This is a genomic window from Mesorhizobium sp. M1D.F.Ca.ET.043.01.1.1, assembly GCF_003952385.1.
Lineage (GTDB): Bacteria > Pseudomonadota > Alphaproteobacteria > Rhizobiales > Rhizobiaceae > Mesorhizobium.
In genome coordinates this window covers 5,674,524-5,688,730 of the sequence record NZ_CP034444.1, presented here as the reverse complement: position 1 = coordinate 5,688,730, position 14,207 = coordinate 5,674,524, and the positions used below count along the sequence as shown (strand labels likewise).

Sequence of the window (14,207 nt, the reverse complement as noted above, 5' to 3'; positions counted from 1 at the left end):
TCGCTCCCACCCCGCCAGCCAAGGCACTGCAGCATGTCGGAAGAGCCTCGGGTACAGCCTCCAATCGTGGCCCTTGCCAAGGGCGTTTCGAGCAAGGACGACAGTGGTGTGTCCGAAGTTCGCAGCGAGCGGCGCGTTATGACAGCTCTCTGTTATGATCTGGTCGGATCAACCGACCTGCTCGCAGTTCTGGATATCGAGGACCATGAAGAACTGATGTCGGCCTTTCGGCGTGAGGCAAGACAGGCAATCGCATTGTACTCGGGCGTTATCGTGAGCGAGGCCGGCGACGGCGGTGTCGCACTTTTTCCAACAGAGATGGAGGCAAAGGACGCGGCTTCGCAAGCGATCCGGGCAGGACTCGAAATCATTGAAGCGTGCAAGCGGGTCGGGCTGGAGAAAGACCATACGGACCTGCATGTTCGGGTCGGGATTGCTACATCCATGATCCTCGTTCACGGGGATGGCGGTAACCTGGCGGATGCCAGCGTCACCGGCCCTGCTTTGGCCATGGCGACGCGGCTCCAGGCTATGGCCCAGCCGGATGCAGTATTGGTGTCCGACGAGACCCGAAATCTGGCGCGACGGTCCCACGTTTTCAGTTTTGGCGGCATTCACGTTGTTAAAGGTTTCGCGGAGCCGGAGCGGACTTGGCGTGCCATCAGCCACAAGCGGGACGTTGACCGCTTCTTCGCCTTCGGGCGCTTGAACAACACGTTTATAGGCCGCGGGGACGAACTGGCCACCATCGCGGCATGTTGGCATGATGCCGTCGCAGGCAAGGGCAGCGCCATTTTAGTTCAAGGCGAGGCCGGTATCGGCAAGTCCCGCCTGCTTTATGAAGTCCGCAAGAGGACACGCTTTCAGCGGGCAAAATTGCTGCTTTTTCAATGTCAGCCCGGCGGCTCCCACTCGGCTCTTTATCCCCTGCTGCAAAATGTTCGGGGTGACCTGGCTGGCAAAGACGGTCGGCTGGAGACTTCAGACGTAGCGGAGGTCTTCGCAAATCAAAGCGTGCACGATAACGAAGTGGTCGACATCTTCTCGTTTCTGCTTGGGGCTGAAGGATCGAATCCCGCTCTGAAGGAGGCTGATCTCAAGGTCATCCGGGAGAAAGCGATCTGGGCAGCTCGCAGAAGCATCGAAGCCATATGCGAACGCGGACCACTCATCCTCGTGGTCGAAGACATACACTGGATCGACCTGACGTCGAGGCAATTGCTGGCGGAGCTTGCACTCTTCATTCATCGGGTGCCCGTGCTTCTCATAATGACTGCGCGACCCGGGTCTGAGATTTATTCAGGGTTCCAGGACTTGCCGCATATTATTCTGAAGCCGCTCGATCGCGAGGAAACGCGACAGGCGGTCATGGCGATGCGGCCGGAAATCGGGTCAGCCGCGCGTTCGGAACTCATTACCATGGTGGAGGAAGTAACCGGGGGCGTGCCTCTTTTCATCGAGGAAATCTGCCAATGGATCGCCGAGAATGCAGCCTCCATAACGGATCGCCTTGCGCCAGCCGGCTCATCAAGCCGAATATCGGTGTTTGAAGGGATCCTTGAAGCTAGGTTGGAAGCCTTGGGCCCTGCAAAGGATGTGGCACGAGCGGCCGCCGTCGCCGGCAATCGTTTCAATCTGGAATTGCTCCGGAAGCTGTTGCCGGAATACAGCGACGAGACCCTCGGGAATGCACTGGACGCCCTCAGCGAGGCGGGATTCCTGATCCGGATCAGGCCTTCCGGCGAGCCCGACTATGGATTTCGTCATGCCCTGATCCGGGAGACAATCTACAATGCATTGCTGCGGAGGAGACGACAGGCCCTCCATCAGTCGCTTTTCTCCGCGGTCGGCCGCGACCGAAATCTAGGCCCGTGGATAGGTACGGCTGAACTGGCGGAACATGCTGAACGCGCCGGCCTTATCGAGGAAGCGATCGATCAGTACATCGCAGCCGGCCGGGAAAGTTACGCCCGCTCTGCAATGGCCGAGGCGAGACAGGTTCTCGACCATGCCATGATCCTTTGCCAGCACGTGAGAAGGCCGGACAAGCAGGATGTTTTGCGCCTCGCCGCGATGATGCCGCTCGGGCCGATACTTACAGCCACGGAAGGTCCAAACTCGCTGCCGGCACGCAAACTTTACGAGGACGGGGTAGAGATCGCCAGGCGGCGGCCACTCGCCGAGCGCGCGAAGTGGTTTCCGATCTACTGGGGTTGGTGGTTCACCGGCCCCACCATCGACGGGGAACGCGCTCGGACCGTCCTCGCCGACCTGAGGGAAGTCGACGACCCCGAAGTGCAGTTTCAGGCCAGACATTGTGTTTGGGCAATCGAATTCAATCTTGGGCATCACAAGAACTGCATAACGGCGGTCGACGAAGGACTTGCGCTTTATGGTACGGGCCAAAGGCCAGGGAATGCCACTCTGTTCGGCGGTCATGACGCCAGGGTTTGCGGCCTGTCGCACAGGGGGCTCTCTCAATGGTTTACCGGCCGGGCCGCAAGCGCAGTTCGGTCATTGGCTGAAGCCAGGCGCTGGGCAATGCAAACGGCGCATGTTGGCAGCATCGCCCATGTCTACATCAACGAGGCGATGCTTGATTGCTATCGCCGCGATTTCTCGGCGCTCCGGGGCGTCATCGCCGATATCCGCGAATTGACCAAACGCCACCATCTGCCCTCCCTTGCCGCCTTGGCGCAAATTCTCGAAGGCTGGTGCGAAGGAAATGCGGCTCGGGTAGAGCAAGGCAGGGACCAGATCAAGCAGGGTCTCGCCATCCACGGCGAACTCCAGACACCGGAAGACTATCCTGTCTACTACGGCATGCTGGCGGAGCTTCTGGCCCGGACAGGCGAGACTGAGGAGGCGCTTACGCTTGTCTCTTCCGCGGCTGCGGAAGCCGAAGCAGGCGGCAGTCTTTCTTGGCTCGCCGAACTTTATCGGCGAAAGGCCCATCTCCTTCTGCTTAGCGGTTCCTCAGCCATGGATGTTGTTGCCGCGCTCTCCAAAAGCCTGGCCATCGCCGATGAGCAGAACGCGGTTCCAATCCTGCTCAATGCGTACGAGATGCTCAGGACATGGGGCGTATCAGAGGATCTATCCCGGCAGTACCGCAAGCGCGTCGGCCTGGCGAAATCAACCATCGAGCAAGGCGCGGCGTTGTTCGTCAATCGAGAACCGAGCCTGCGTCACTAGTCCGCGCGACCGGGAGATCAGGAAGCCTCCATGCTGGAACGATACGAGCGCTCGGGTCCTCCGCCGCACGAAGCGCTCATGCGACTAATGACGATGCGCGAACTCTTGGGCATCACGCGGATTGCGGACATCACAGGTCTCGACGTGCTCGACATACCCGTGGTTCAGGCGGTCAGGCCTTTCTCCCTTTTGAATTCCGTTTCGCAAGGCAAGGGGCCGACGAGAACCGAAGCTGCGGTGTCGGCCATTCTTGAGACCGCGGAGTCCTACTTTGCCGAGCGCTTGGCGCACTACGACCCCATCGCGGCTTCCGCAGACTCCCTGAATATTCCTCCTGAAAGATTCGAAGCTCATCTCCAGCCTGGTGTCGACCCAGGCTGGCGCAGCAGGGAGATAGCTTGGATCCATGCCGAGAATATTCTCAAGGGTGGTCTGCAGGATTGGGTCCCATTCGAGCTTGTACACACTGCCTACGTGTTCCCGCCATTGCCCCATGAGCAAATCTTCGCTTCATCGACGTCCGGCCTGGCGGCCTCCTTCGAGGAAACGGACTCTATCCTGCACGGGATAATGGAATGCATCGAGCGCGACGCACTCACGCGGTCGGAGCGAATCCACGGCTTTTTCCAGCGCCATCGAATTGACCCGAGAACGATCGACGATCCGACAGTGGCGAGCCTTCTCGAAAGCCTGGAAGCCAAAGGCCTGCTGGTGGGGCTTTGGCACGCCCCCTCACCGCTGGGACTGCCGGTGATCTGGTGCCATCTCATGGAGGATCGGCCGCCGGAAACGGCAATTCTTCACCATCCGGCAGAAGGCTCGGCAGCAGGTTTCGATGCCGCGTCCGCGATCGTTCACGCAATCTACGAGGCGGCGCAGTCGCGACTGACGGCGATCTCCGGCGCCCGTGATGACCTGACACGCGCGTTCTATCCTAAATATCCGGATTGGCAAAAAATTGCGGCGCACCGACGCCTCCTGTCCGACGGCCCTCGCGACGTACATTTCCATGCGATTGCCAGGCAGAATTGCACCAGCGCGGAAAATAGGATGTCCGCTCTTCTCGCGCAGATCGAGGGCGCAGGGATCGATACAGTGTACAGGGTTCAGCTCGATACAAGACCGCTCGGCGACCTGTCGGTCGTCAGGATCGTCATACCGGCCTTGACGCCGCTGTTGCATGGCTAGGCAGATGCGTCCCAAGCTGGTCTTTGCCGGTCCCACCCTGTCACAGGGCGAAGTTCAGGAAGTGGCGGAGGCGATCTGCCTTCCGCCGGCTGTGCAGGGTTCGATCATCGCGGCTGTGCAGCAATTTGATCCGAGTGCGATAGTCATCATCGACGGCGGCTTTCAGTCTGAGCCGGCGGTCAGGCACAAGGAAATCCTTTGGGCAATAGCGAAAGGTATTCCGGTAATAGGCGCGGCGAGCATGGGGGCCCTTCGCGCCGCGGACCTTTTTCCATACATGCAGGGAGTGGGGCTGATCTACCGGTGGTATCGTCGTTTCGCGCTCGCGCCTGACGATGCAGTGGCCGTGCTGCACGGACCATGGCAGGTAAACTACGCGCCCATAACCCACGCGCTGATCGATCTTCGCATGACGGTTCGCAGGGCCAGCCGTCGAGGCATCGTTTCGGATGAATACAGGACCAGGCTGGAGCGCGCCGCGCAAGCTCTCAACTTTCGCGAGCGCACGCTCGCCCGCATGGTCGGCGACGCCTTGTCATGTGAAGGTGATCTCGTTGTCGAGAAATATCAGGAGATCCTCTCGGCAGCTTTCGTTCAGCAAAAGAAGCAGGATGCGCGTGATGCGCTCCGGCTGTTGCATCACGGTCTATTCAAGGAGTCCGTACCCCTGCCGGATTTCCAATTGACGGCGGCTTTCTTCAAGGATCTCGACGACGCCGGGTTAGAGGTTTGAAAGCATCAGGGCGAGAGTTCTCAATCTCAATTTACAATACGTATGCCATTTTGCTAATGTATTAAAATGAGAGGGGCTGAGCTACTGGGGACGCTCGATCGATCCAGCGACCAAGGTCGCTCAGTCGGCACGCGATTCCTGCTATTTCCCCAGGTGCCCCACCTTGCTGATTACGGCACACCCGAGACCGTCTGGATATCGACCCCGCCGAGCCGATTAGGCCCCGGTCCGGAGGACCATCGCATCTATGTCCGCGATCCGCTCCTCGACAAGGAACCTTACGAGTATCCCTATCTGCCGCCCTTCGTTGGCGAGATCTTCCCGCCGGCGGAACCCGCCTACGACGGTCACTTCGACCAGATTTCATTGAATTCACGTCAGTTCCTGGCGGCACACGCCTTCGGGGCAGTCAGCCGGGTCCTGGACATCTGGGAAAGCTACCTCGGGCGGCCGATTACCTGGTACTTCGCCGAAACCTATGAGCGGCTGGAGATCATTCCGTGGGTCGACTGGCACAACGCCCAGTCCGGCTACGGCTACCTGGAACTCGGCGTGGACAGGGCGCCCGACGGTCGAACTTATCCCTATGCCCTCAACTTCGATACGATTGCCCATGAGGTCGGCCACGCAATTCTGTTTTCCCTTTTTGGGGTGCCGGCAAACGGCTTGAGGACCGGCGACTTCGCGTCGTTCCATGAGGCAAGCGCCGACATAACGTCGCTTCTGTCCTTCCTGCATTTCGACAGCGGTCTCGACCGGCTGCTCCGCCACTGCGAGGGCAATCTGCTCATCCTGAACGAACTCAACCGCATCGCCGAACTGATCGGTGATCGGCAGATTCGCCTCGCCAGCAATTCGCGCCGCATGTCTGACGTCACCGACGAAATCCATGACAGGTCGCGGCCCTTTACTGGCGCCGTGTTCGACACGATCGTCGACGCCTATCACGCGAATCTCGTGGGTGATGGACTGGCTGACGAGCGGCTTCTCGCTATCGACATCAGGGATATCGACGAGGCCGCCCTGCACCGCATCTCGGATTTCACGGCACTGGCCTTCCGTGCCAGGCCGTTCCTGTTCAAGAGCGCGCTGACCCGGGCGCGCGACGATGTGGCGCTGACCCTTGCCCGGACCTGGTCCAGCCTCGACGCCGACGATCTGACATTTGAGAATGCCGCGATGGCCGTTGCCGAAGCCGGCAGCCGCATCTCGCCGGCGCTGGGCGCTAAGTTCGAAGAAAACTTCATGTGGCGAGAAATTTCATGAACTGAACTGTCAAAGCGAGGAGGATTAACATGAGCGACTGTCATCACCGGCCCACGCTGACTTTCCCAGGTGGTGCCTATAATGCAACGCAGGTTAGACTTTATGGAATAATTCAAGATACATCGGTTCTTAGCACCGGCGAGCCAAGAGAATCAAAGATTGTCGGCGGGAATGTCACAGTTAAAACAACTCTCAAATCTGACAACCCGCATAGCAATGACGCCGATTTAGAGGTAAAGAGACTAAGGAAAGATAATAAACTAAGTGAGGAAGAAATTTATCGAAGGATAATAGAAAAGTACGGTACAGAAATAGGATTTCCGCCTATATTATACCGTAGTCAAATATTGATAGACACCAAGCAGGCATTTGGATATGTTTCGATAATGTCCTTACGCCTTAGTAAAGATAGAGGGGTTTCGTGTGGAATAATTGTTGGATACTCGTACGAGGGCCATTGCTATGATCTTCCCAAGCCGAAGATCATGCTTCTTCCGACAGTTCCATGTCCGATACCGGAAGATGATTGCGGATATTCAGAAAAGTATAACTCAAAGACCCGGGACAAATATGTGCTCTGGATCGTAGACAAACTCGATGAGTGTGTCGAGTTCGAAATGAACCAAGGCTTTGTCGAACAGCTTGTTCTTGAGGCAAACCTTCCCGGCAAGCGCTCGCCGACCATGTACGCGGCCAGGCAGGCGCTTGGGCACCGCAGTGGCAGGCTGACTGAATAGTGATGGATCCCTGCCGCTTCGCGGCCCGTCAAGGCATAGCGTCAGAGGCAGTTGGAAACGATAACCTCGCGCAGCTTGGGGCTAATCGAACCGCCGTATCCACTTCACGGTTTCGTCCCGGGCATCCAAGGGCTGGGGCACCGGGAAAAGGCCGATCGCGTAATCCTCGAAGCGAAGCCGCTTCACGGCGGATGCAACACGCCGGTATTCATCCAGCACGATGCCCCGGTTGACGTCGCCGAGCTGAGGCTTATCACCTGCCTGCAGGATGACGCCTCCGGGATATTCGTGCATGGGGCAGCGCTTGCCGAGCGCTTGCGACAGTTTCGCAGCACCGCCCAGCCGGTTCACGAAATCGGTCGAGAGCACGGTCAGCCAGTTCGAACGAAACGGGATTGCGTTTATGGTTCTGCTGCCGACGTGATGCGGATTTCGGATTCGCCACATTAGGCGGTCTCGGCAATATTCAGCACGCCGTCGATCTCAGCCATCACCGCTGCCGGCAGCGGCCCTTTTTCCAGCACACCGAGATTGTCCTCGACCTGCTCGGGCCGCGTAAAGCCGGGGATCGGCAAGGCGATCGCCGACTTGGCGAGGATCCAGCCGAGCGCGCCTTGCGCAAGCGTGCGTCCGCCCGAGGTGAGCAGGTCGCGGATTGCCTCGAGCCTTGACAGATAGTGCGGGTTGGCGGCGCCATCCCTGAAGAAAACCATCCATTCGGCGTTCCCACCGCGCACGTCATTTGCCGGCACCTTCAAGCCCGGCGTGTATTTGCCGGTGAGCAGCCCCATTGCAAGTGGCAGCCGGCTGAACGAGACGAGGTTCTCGCGCGCCGCAACGGCCATCAGCTCGTTGGCCGGGGTAAACACATTGAAGTCGTTCTCCACGGCGATGAAACCCACGCGCGGCGCATAGGCGGCGAGCCGTTCGGGATGATCGGTGCTCCAGCCGAAGCCGCCGATCTTGCCCTCCTGCTGCAGCAGGCCGAGCGTATCGAACACCTCGCCGGCTCGCTCGATCGGATACTCGTTGATATGCAGCAGCGCGACGTCGATGCAATCGCGCTGCAGGCGCTGCCGCGAATTGTCGATCGATGCCCGGATCGCGGCAGCCGAGGCATCCTCGGGAGCGATCTTGCGCGTTTCGGGATCGCCGAAATAGCCGACCTTGGTGATGATGACGGCTTCGTCCTTGCCCTTCAACGCCCGCCCGAGGATCAGCTCGGCATTGCCGGCGCCATAGGCGGCAGCCGTGTCGAACACCCGCGCGCCGATGTCATAGGCCATGGCCAGCGCAGTTTGCGACCTGATGTCGTCGACCTCGCCGTAAAAGGTCGCCGTGTCACGCCAGCGTGCGGCGCCCCCCGCCGCCCAGGTGCCGATCCCGATGCGCGGTACCGAGCGACCATCCCAAAGCTTCATCTGCATGCCCGCCTCCGTGATCTCAACGACGCAGGCTGGCGTGGCGGGCACGCTCGCGGATCTCTTCGCGAGAAATGCCGGCATCCGCCAATGTGCTGTCCGAGACCCGCCTCAAGCTCGCAAGCGTCTGGCGATAGGCAACCCAGCGGGCGAAACGGTGTCGAAGTTCATGCAGCATGATCGTCTCCTTTGGCACGCAGAGTGCTCGCGCTTGGGTTGGTCGAACGCGCAAAGCATCCGCGCAAGCGCACCCGCGACCGAAAAGATTGTGCCGGCTTCTTGGCCAGCCTGGGCGCTTGTCGCTATCGCGGCAAGCAGGATTGTCCAACGCTTCCAATGCCTGCATACTTGCGCATGATACCCCTTGGCGCTATACCCACGGTCGCAAGGAGCTTTTCATTTCTGAAAAATGGATATCGGCTGGGACGATCTGAAGCTGTTTCTCGATGTCGCGCGGCTGGGTGGTTTGAGCGCAGCGACGAGAACCACAGGCCTCAGCGCAGCCACTCTTGGACGACACGTCACCGCGCTCGAAAAGCAGATCGGCGAACCGCTGTTCGTGCGTCGGCAGACCGGCTACGGACTGACGCCGGTCGGTGAAGAATTGCTGCGGCGCGCCGAAGACGTCGAGGCGGCAATGCAGTCGCTGACCCGCTGGCGCGAAGGAAGCTTGCCCGACCGCATTGTCCGCGTCTCGGCCGGGCCATGGACCTCGGCATTCGTTTCCACCCACATCGGCGAGATCTGGACGGTCGATGACGGCATAAGGGTGGAGCTCGTCACCACCACCGACCGGGTAGACATCGGTCGCCGTGCCGCCGACATCGGCATCCGCAGCGAGCGTCCTACCGAGCAGTGGCTGGCCGCCCGTCAGAGCGGCAAGGTCGCCTACGCCATCTATTCCGGACGCAACCTGATCAACGGCATCGCCGCCGGCTTGTTCGTCGGCGTCACCGGAGAAGGGGCAAACATTGCCTCGGCACGCTGGCTGCAAGCCCATCACGGCGACCGCATCGCCGTGCGTGGCAACAACATCCATTCGGTGCGCGAACTGGTGGCCGCCGGCGCCGGCCTTTCGATCTTTCCGTGTTTTGTCGGTGATAGCGATCCGCGGCTGGTTCGCGTCGCTCGGCCTATCCCCGAACTCGAAACCGACCAATGGGTCGTTACCCATCACGAGGAACGCCACTCTCCGCCGGTACGAAAAATCGCCGACCGGATTGCCGCCTTGATGCGGGCGCACCAGCCGCTGTTTCGCGGCGAGACGCCGAACCGATGAGCCGCCCGCTGGTACTCTCGATGCTGTCGGAGGGATTACGCTTGGGCTTGCAGCACCATTTGTTGGTCCGGAAGCTGCTACGGCGGCCTACATCAACTTTCCTAACCTAACAATATTCTCAACGGAAGTCGCTGCTGGCGAGGTAGGTATCATTGCACCTGCTTCCGTTGGAGCAGGCGTAGCTTTGAAAGCACCAAGCATGGCGTCGCAGCTCTCCAACGCAGGCGCTGCGCTCGGCCAAGTTTTTCTGAAACCCGCAAGGGGGTCAATCCAGCACCAGTTCTCGGCTGAAGTCGGCATTCAATCCGTCGTGCGGTCGAAGGAAACCCTGCAGCGATGGCCGGCGGGGAGCTTTTGGCCGGTATTGGAAAGCTCCACACGCACACCGAACGTGCTGGAGGCGGCATCGAACACCGAATCCACGACCTTGACGGTCCCCTCATAGGTGCCAGTGATCGGTTCGTTAGGCTTGACGATTGCCGGCATGCCAACCTTGATGCTGCCGAACTTGCTCACAGGGAGGAAGGACTCGACAAACAGAGGGTCGAGCTGGGCGATGGTGGCGAGTTGTCCGTCCTGATCGAGATATTCGCCCTTGGAGAGCGACCGTTGGATCACGACGCCGGTGATCGGGCTGCGGATGGTCTTCTGTTCGAGCACGGCCTGCGCCCGGTTGAGTTCCAGTTCCGCAGCGCGCTTGCGCATCTCCGCGAGCGCCAACTCCCGTTTCACCACCTCCGCCTCCGCAATCGCGGCATCCAGGTCGCTCTTCGCCGATATGTTGCGCTTCACCAGTTCCTCGACACGCGCCAGCTTGTTTTGCGCAAGATCCAGGCGCGCCCTTTGCGCCTCGATCTCGCTTGTGCTCCCTGCCTGAACCGTCATCAGCGCTACCGTCGCCGACTCCACTTTCGACGAGAGCGTCGCGATCGCCTCACCGGCGGTGACCCTGTCGCCGCGGTCGATAATGACGGAATCGAGCAGGCCCGGAACCTGGCTGCCGACCTTGACGACGATTGCGGGATCAATGACGCAGTCGAACGATTCGGCCGCCGCCGAAGCCGCGGCCGAAATCCCGAAGATCAGCCCGGCGGCCAACCGCCACGCCACTGCCCGAGCCAATCTACGGGGTTCCATTCCTTCGCTGTCGGAAGATCGCCGGGGGTGAGGAGCCTTCGCCGCGGTGAGCCTCACTCGCCGAACCGACGACCTTGCTGACATCACTCTTTCCCCCCGAGAATGCCAGGAGCACACCCAGCCGCCCGTCCTGCGCGAGCAGATTCCTGCGGTCCCGCCTGTGAGCGCGCTCGGCGCGACGCTGAGCCAGATGAAAGAGCACCCGACCGAATTGCGGCGATCGTGGCAGGCGCGCCGGCAAGAGTTCGAGCAGCGGGTCCTCCATGGAAAGCACCGTCTCAGTTGTACCCGGCTCGCCGCGCCTTGCGGTTCGCCCTTGCATCTGGCGGTCTATGCGACCCGCATCATGCAATTCGCTCAATATGACATGGAGGCCGCCATCGTCGAGAAGATCGGGGTCGACGGCGATATCGACGCCGCGGCCAGCCATATTGGTGGCCACGGTGATGCGGCCGCGGCGTCCAGCCTCGGCGATGATGCCGGCCTCGCGCGCGACGTTCTCCGCGTTGAGCACTTCGTGCTCGAGCCCTGCCTCCATGAGGGACCGGCTGAGCTGATTGGAGGCGAGCACCGAGCGCGTGCCGATCAGCACCGGCCGGCCGCTGGAGTGTAACGCCCTCACGCGTTCGACGATGCGGCGCCACTTCTCGTCCTGATTGGCGCAGATGGTGGCGCCGAGATCTCGACGCTTCGATGGCACGTTCGGCGGAATGCGAACGACGCCGAGCCGATAGACCGACCACAGTTCACTCGTTACTTCACGCGCGGTCCCGGTCATGCCGCACAGCGTAAGATAGCGCCGAAAGAAGCGTTGATAGGTCATGCGAGCCATCGGCAGCTTCCGGCTCGTCGTCTCGCATGCCTCCTTGAATTCGATCAGTTGGTGCAGCCCGTCGCTCCAGGACCGGTCGGGCATGATCCTGCCGGTGTATTCATCGACGATCTGCACCTTGCCGTCCTGGACGAGATAGTGTTCGCCTTTCCGGAAGATGTGCGTGGCCGACAGCGCCTGGCGGGCTCCTTCCTCGCGCCGGATGCGATTGAGCCAGATGCCGCCCACGGCCCGACCTTTGTCCTCGAGGCAAGCTCGTCCGGCATCGGTCAGCTCGATCCGCCGCTCCTCGGCCCGCATTCTGTAGTGGAGGTCCGGCTCTAGGTCCTCAATCATCCGGAAGGCCTGTTGCGCCCACTCCCGTTCCTCGCTGACATCGGTCTCCCTTGAGATGATCAGCGGGGTGCGCGCTTCGTCGACGAGCACGCTGTCGGCCTCGTCGACGATGGCGAAATGCAGCCCGCGCATTGCCACACGCTGGCTGGCATCAGCATCGCCAGCGAATTCTCTGAGCCTCGTACGGAGGAAATTCGGCCGGATACCGAGCGCGATGCGATCGCGCAGATAGTCAAACGCGATGTCCTTGTTGCTGGCGTAGACGATGTCGCGGGCATAAACGGCAACCTTCTCCGCTGGCGACAGCCCGTTGGTGACGACGCCGGTGGAAAGGCCCAGAAAACTGAAGATCGGCGACAACGCCCTATGATCGCGCTCAGCGAGATATTCGTTCACCGTCACAACATGCACAGGCATCCCGGCAAAGGCGGCCGCCGCCGCCGGCAAGGCGACAGTCACCGTTTTGCCTTCGCCCGTGTCCATCTCGACGACGGCTCCCCCGATCATTGAAAGACCCGCGAGAACCTGGACGTCGTGGTGCCGCAGCCCGACGGTTCTGCGGGAAACCTCCCTCACCAGCGCAAAGAGGGCAACGACAAGCTGCTCGTCCAGCCCGTCCCGACGCATCGTGGCCCGGATCTCGCGAGCACGCCCCGCCAGACGAGCATCCGACGCCAGCTTGAGTTCCGGCTCTAGCGCGGCAACGCCGCCGACCAACCTTCCGATCCGCGATCGCCACAGCCGCCTAAGAAGCGCGCTCGGGGCGGCCGTGGCGACCGCCTCGATTGGATCCAGCCAGTGCTGTTTCGGGTCCGCCCGTTCCGCATTCCGTTCAAGAGCCGGCAGTGACCACATTTGCGCTTGCTCGCTCACCCGACTTTACTCCGCAAGCTGAGCAACTGCCCCCGGGAGCGGTGTCTGCTCCCCCGCTCCGTGGCGATCGGCAATTTCGTATTCGCATGGCAGCAGGCTATGCCGAGGCTTCCTCGACCTTGGCGTTGCGGCCAGCCGTCCTGGACGGATGCCGTGATGCCTCCTTGCTTATTTCGATGGGCTCGGCCGCGATTTCGGGCGCCGCACCCCTCGTAGCGATACGCTCGATCATGTCGCCGAAATGGCGAAGCGAATGGAGATGCAGATACGTGCACTCGAGTTCGTCGTTGCGGAACATGGCGAGCAGATCTGCATCGGGCAACGCCTTCAGCTTTTCCCGGTTAACCGTCATGAAGCCCGAAAGCGACCGTCGCTCGCCGCTGTTGAGGTTGAACTGGGCTTGCATGGGCTGCAGAAGGTCGAGCGCTTTCAACCTGTCGCAATACTCCTTGGTCCGCTGGAAGCGCCCTTGGTAGTCTTGGAGGAAATTCAGAATGCTCTTCAGATATTGCGTCTGCTGGCCGTCATTGTCGAACAGGCGCTCTCCGCGCCCTTCCCGGTTGCAGCCTTCGAAGCTCTCATCGATGTGCAGGATGAACGTCTTGCCTGACTTGTCGGTGGAGAAGACGAAAGGATAGCGGCGGACGAAGGCCGGTATGTATTTACCTTGCCAGGCACCCTCGTCGTTGATGAACAGGTTCTCGGTTTGCTGGGCACCGAGCACCACGACAGGCATGACCGAATCGTCGGCGCCGGCGAAGACAATCGGATACTCAGCCGCTGCCTGGGCAAACTCGACGGCGGTGAGCGGTACGGAATTGACGCTGCTGGCGAAACGATAGCTTACCCCTGCCTTCACGGCGAGGTCCTTGTGGCGCTCGGCACTGACCGGCGTTGCATTCTGATAGAAAAGCAATTGCGTGGTCATGAAACACTCCCTTGTTAATCCAAGGAGAATCCTGACGCCATCTGCAGCCTAAAATGAGATTTACTTATTTCCGCCGCCGGCTTCCCCCTAATGAGCAGAGAACACCGTCATGGCTTTAATGTCCAGTCAGATTTTTGAAAGAATATGATTAATTATTGACACGTGGATCGCAACCAAAGCAGCGACGTATTTTGTAGTCATTGGTCGTAACGCTATCAGACAAAGGTCTTCTCGACAAAAGGGACCATAGTTCAGCTTCCTGACCGTTTCTCGAGCAAATAT

The 14,207-nt window shown here is 60.2% G+C and carries 12 protein-coding genes; 6 read left to right on the top strand and 6 right to left on the bottom strand.

What is annotated here, in order from left to right:
• Nucleotides 1–33: 33 nt before the first annotated feature.
• From EJ067_RS27365 to EJ067_RS27345, 5 genes are all read left to right on the top strand, one after another.
• Complete coding sequence (locus EJ067_RS27365; protein WP_126088275.1) at nt 34–3,195, top strand: AAA family ATPase; 3,162 nt, start codon at nt 34–36, stop codon at nt 3,193–3,195.
• 30 nt (nt 3,196–3,225) lie between these two features.
• Nucleotides 3,226–4,383 (top strand): YcaO-like family protein, encoded by a 1,158-nt coding sequence (locus EJ067_RS27360; RefSeq protein WP_126088274.1) that lies wholly within the window; start codon nt 3,226–3,228, stop codon nt 4,381–4,383.
• Between the two features lie 4 nt (nt 4,384–4,387).
• Nucleotides 4,388–5,116: a TfuA-like protein gene (locus EJ067_RS27355; protein ID WP_189510136.1), complete on the top strand. Its 729-nt coding sequence runs from the start codon at nt 4,388–4,390 to the stop codon at nt 5,114–5,116.
• A 153-nt stretch (nt 5,117–5,269) separates the two neighbouring features.
• Entirely contained in the window at nt 5,270–6,382 is a 1,113-nt protein-coding gene (locus tag EJ067_RS27350) for a hypothetical protein (protein WP_245468066.1), read from the top strand.
• 29 nt (nt 6,383–6,411) lie between these two features.
• Nucleotides 6,412–7,119, top strand: coding sequence for a hypothetical protein (locus EJ067_RS27345; protein ID WP_126088271.1), 708 nt, complete (start codon nt 6,412–6,414; stop codon nt 7,117–7,119).
• A gap of 81 nt (nt 7,120–7,200) precedes the next feature.
• Here the strand turns inward: EJ067_RS27345 and EJ067_RS27340 are convergent, their stop codons facing one another.
• The 3 genes from EJ067_RS27340 to EJ067_RS27330 form a co-directional block, all read right to left on the bottom strand.
• Nucleotides 7,201–7,488 carry a type VI immunity family protein gene (locus tag EJ067_RS27340; protein ID WP_210211672.1) on the bottom strand — a complete coding sequence of 96 codons (288 nt, stop codon included), beginning with the start codon at nt 7,486–7,488 and terminating at the stop codon, nt 7,201–7,203.
• 77 nt (nt 7,489–7,565) lie between these two features.
• A complete protein-coding gene (locus tag EJ067_RS27335) occupies nt 7,566–8,546 on the bottom strand; it encodes an aldo/keto reductase (RefSeq protein ID WP_126088269.1) in 981 nt (326 codons plus the stop codon).
• 16 nt (nt 8,547–8,562) lie between these two features.
• A complete protein-coding gene (locus EJ067_RS27330; RefSeq protein WP_126088268.1) occupies nt 8,563–8,718 on the bottom strand; it encodes a DUF1127 domain-containing protein in 156 nt (51 codons plus the stop codon).
• 231 nt (nt 8,719–8,949) lie between these two features.
• On the opposite strand from EJ067_RS27330, the gene EJ067_RS27325 reads away from it, so the two are divergent.
• Nucleotides 8,950–9,819 (top strand): LysR family transcriptional regulator, encoded by an 870-nt coding sequence (locus EJ067_RS27325; protein WP_126088267.1) that lies wholly within the window; start codon nt 8,950–8,952, stop codon nt 9,817–9,819.
• Nucleotides 9,820–10,119: 300 nt separating this feature from the next.
• Here EJ067_RS27325 and EJ067_RS27320 read toward each other — a convergent pair whose 3' ends face one another.
• The 3 genes from EJ067_RS27320 to EJ067_RS27310 form a co-directional block, all read right to left on the bottom strand.
• On the bottom strand, nt 10,120–11,013 hold the full coding sequence (locus EJ067_RS27320) for an efflux RND transporter periplasmic adaptor subunit (protein ID WP_189510134.1): 894 nt from the start codon (nt 11,011–11,013) through the stop codon (nt 10,120–10,122).
• Complete coding sequence (locus EJ067_RS27315; RefSeq protein WP_245468065.1) at nt 10,943–12,997, bottom strand: prepilin peptidase; 2,055 nt, start codon at nt 12,995–12,997, stop codon at nt 10,943–10,945. Before EJ067_RS27315 ends, EJ067_RS27320 begins: the two co-directional genes overlap by 71 nt.
• A 97-nt stretch (nt 12,998–13,094) precedes the next feature.
• Entirely contained in the window at nt 13,095–13,925 is an 831-nt protein-coding gene (locus tag EJ067_RS27310; RefSeq protein WP_126088265.1) for a SapC family protein, read from the bottom strand.
• Nucleotides 13,926–14,207 lie beyond the last annotated feature (282 nt).

What these genes read in the sequence shown, in the direction of transcription:
- EJ067_RS27365 (WP_126088275.1), top strand. Translation starts at nt 34, where the DNA reads ATGTCGGAAGAGCCTCGGGTACAGCCTCCAATCGTGGCCCTTGCCAAG.
- EJ067_RS27360 (WP_126088274.1), top strand. Translation starts at nt 3,226, where the DNA reads ATGCTGGAACGATACGAGCGCTCGGGTCCTCCGCCGCACGAAGCGCTC.
- EJ067_RS27355 (WP_189510136.1), top strand. Translation starts at nt 4,388, where the DNA reads ATGCGTCCCAAGCTGGTCTTTGCCGGTCCCACCCTGTCACAGGGCGAA.
- EJ067_RS27345 (WP_126088271.1), top strand. Translation starts at nt 6,412, where the DNA reads ATGAGCGACTGTCATCACCGGCCCACGCTGACTTTCCCAGGTGGTGCC.
- EJ067_RS27335 (WP_126088269.1), bottom strand. Translation starts at nt 8,546, where the DNA reads ATGCAGATGAAGCTTTGGGATGGTCGCTCGGTACCGCGCATCGGGATC.
- EJ067_RS27330 (WP_126088268.1), bottom strand. Translation starts at nt 8,718, where the DNA reads ATGCTGCATGAACTTCGACACCGTTTCGCCCGCTGGGTTGCCTATCGC.
- EJ067_RS27325 (WP_126088267.1), top strand. Translation starts at nt 8,950, where the DNA reads ATGGATATCGGCTGGGACGATCTGAAGCTGTTTCTCGATGTCGCGCGG.
- EJ067_RS27310 (WP_126088265.1), bottom strand. Translation starts at nt 13,925, where the DNA reads ATGACCACGCAATTGCTTTTCTATCAGAATGCAACGCCGGTCAGTGCC.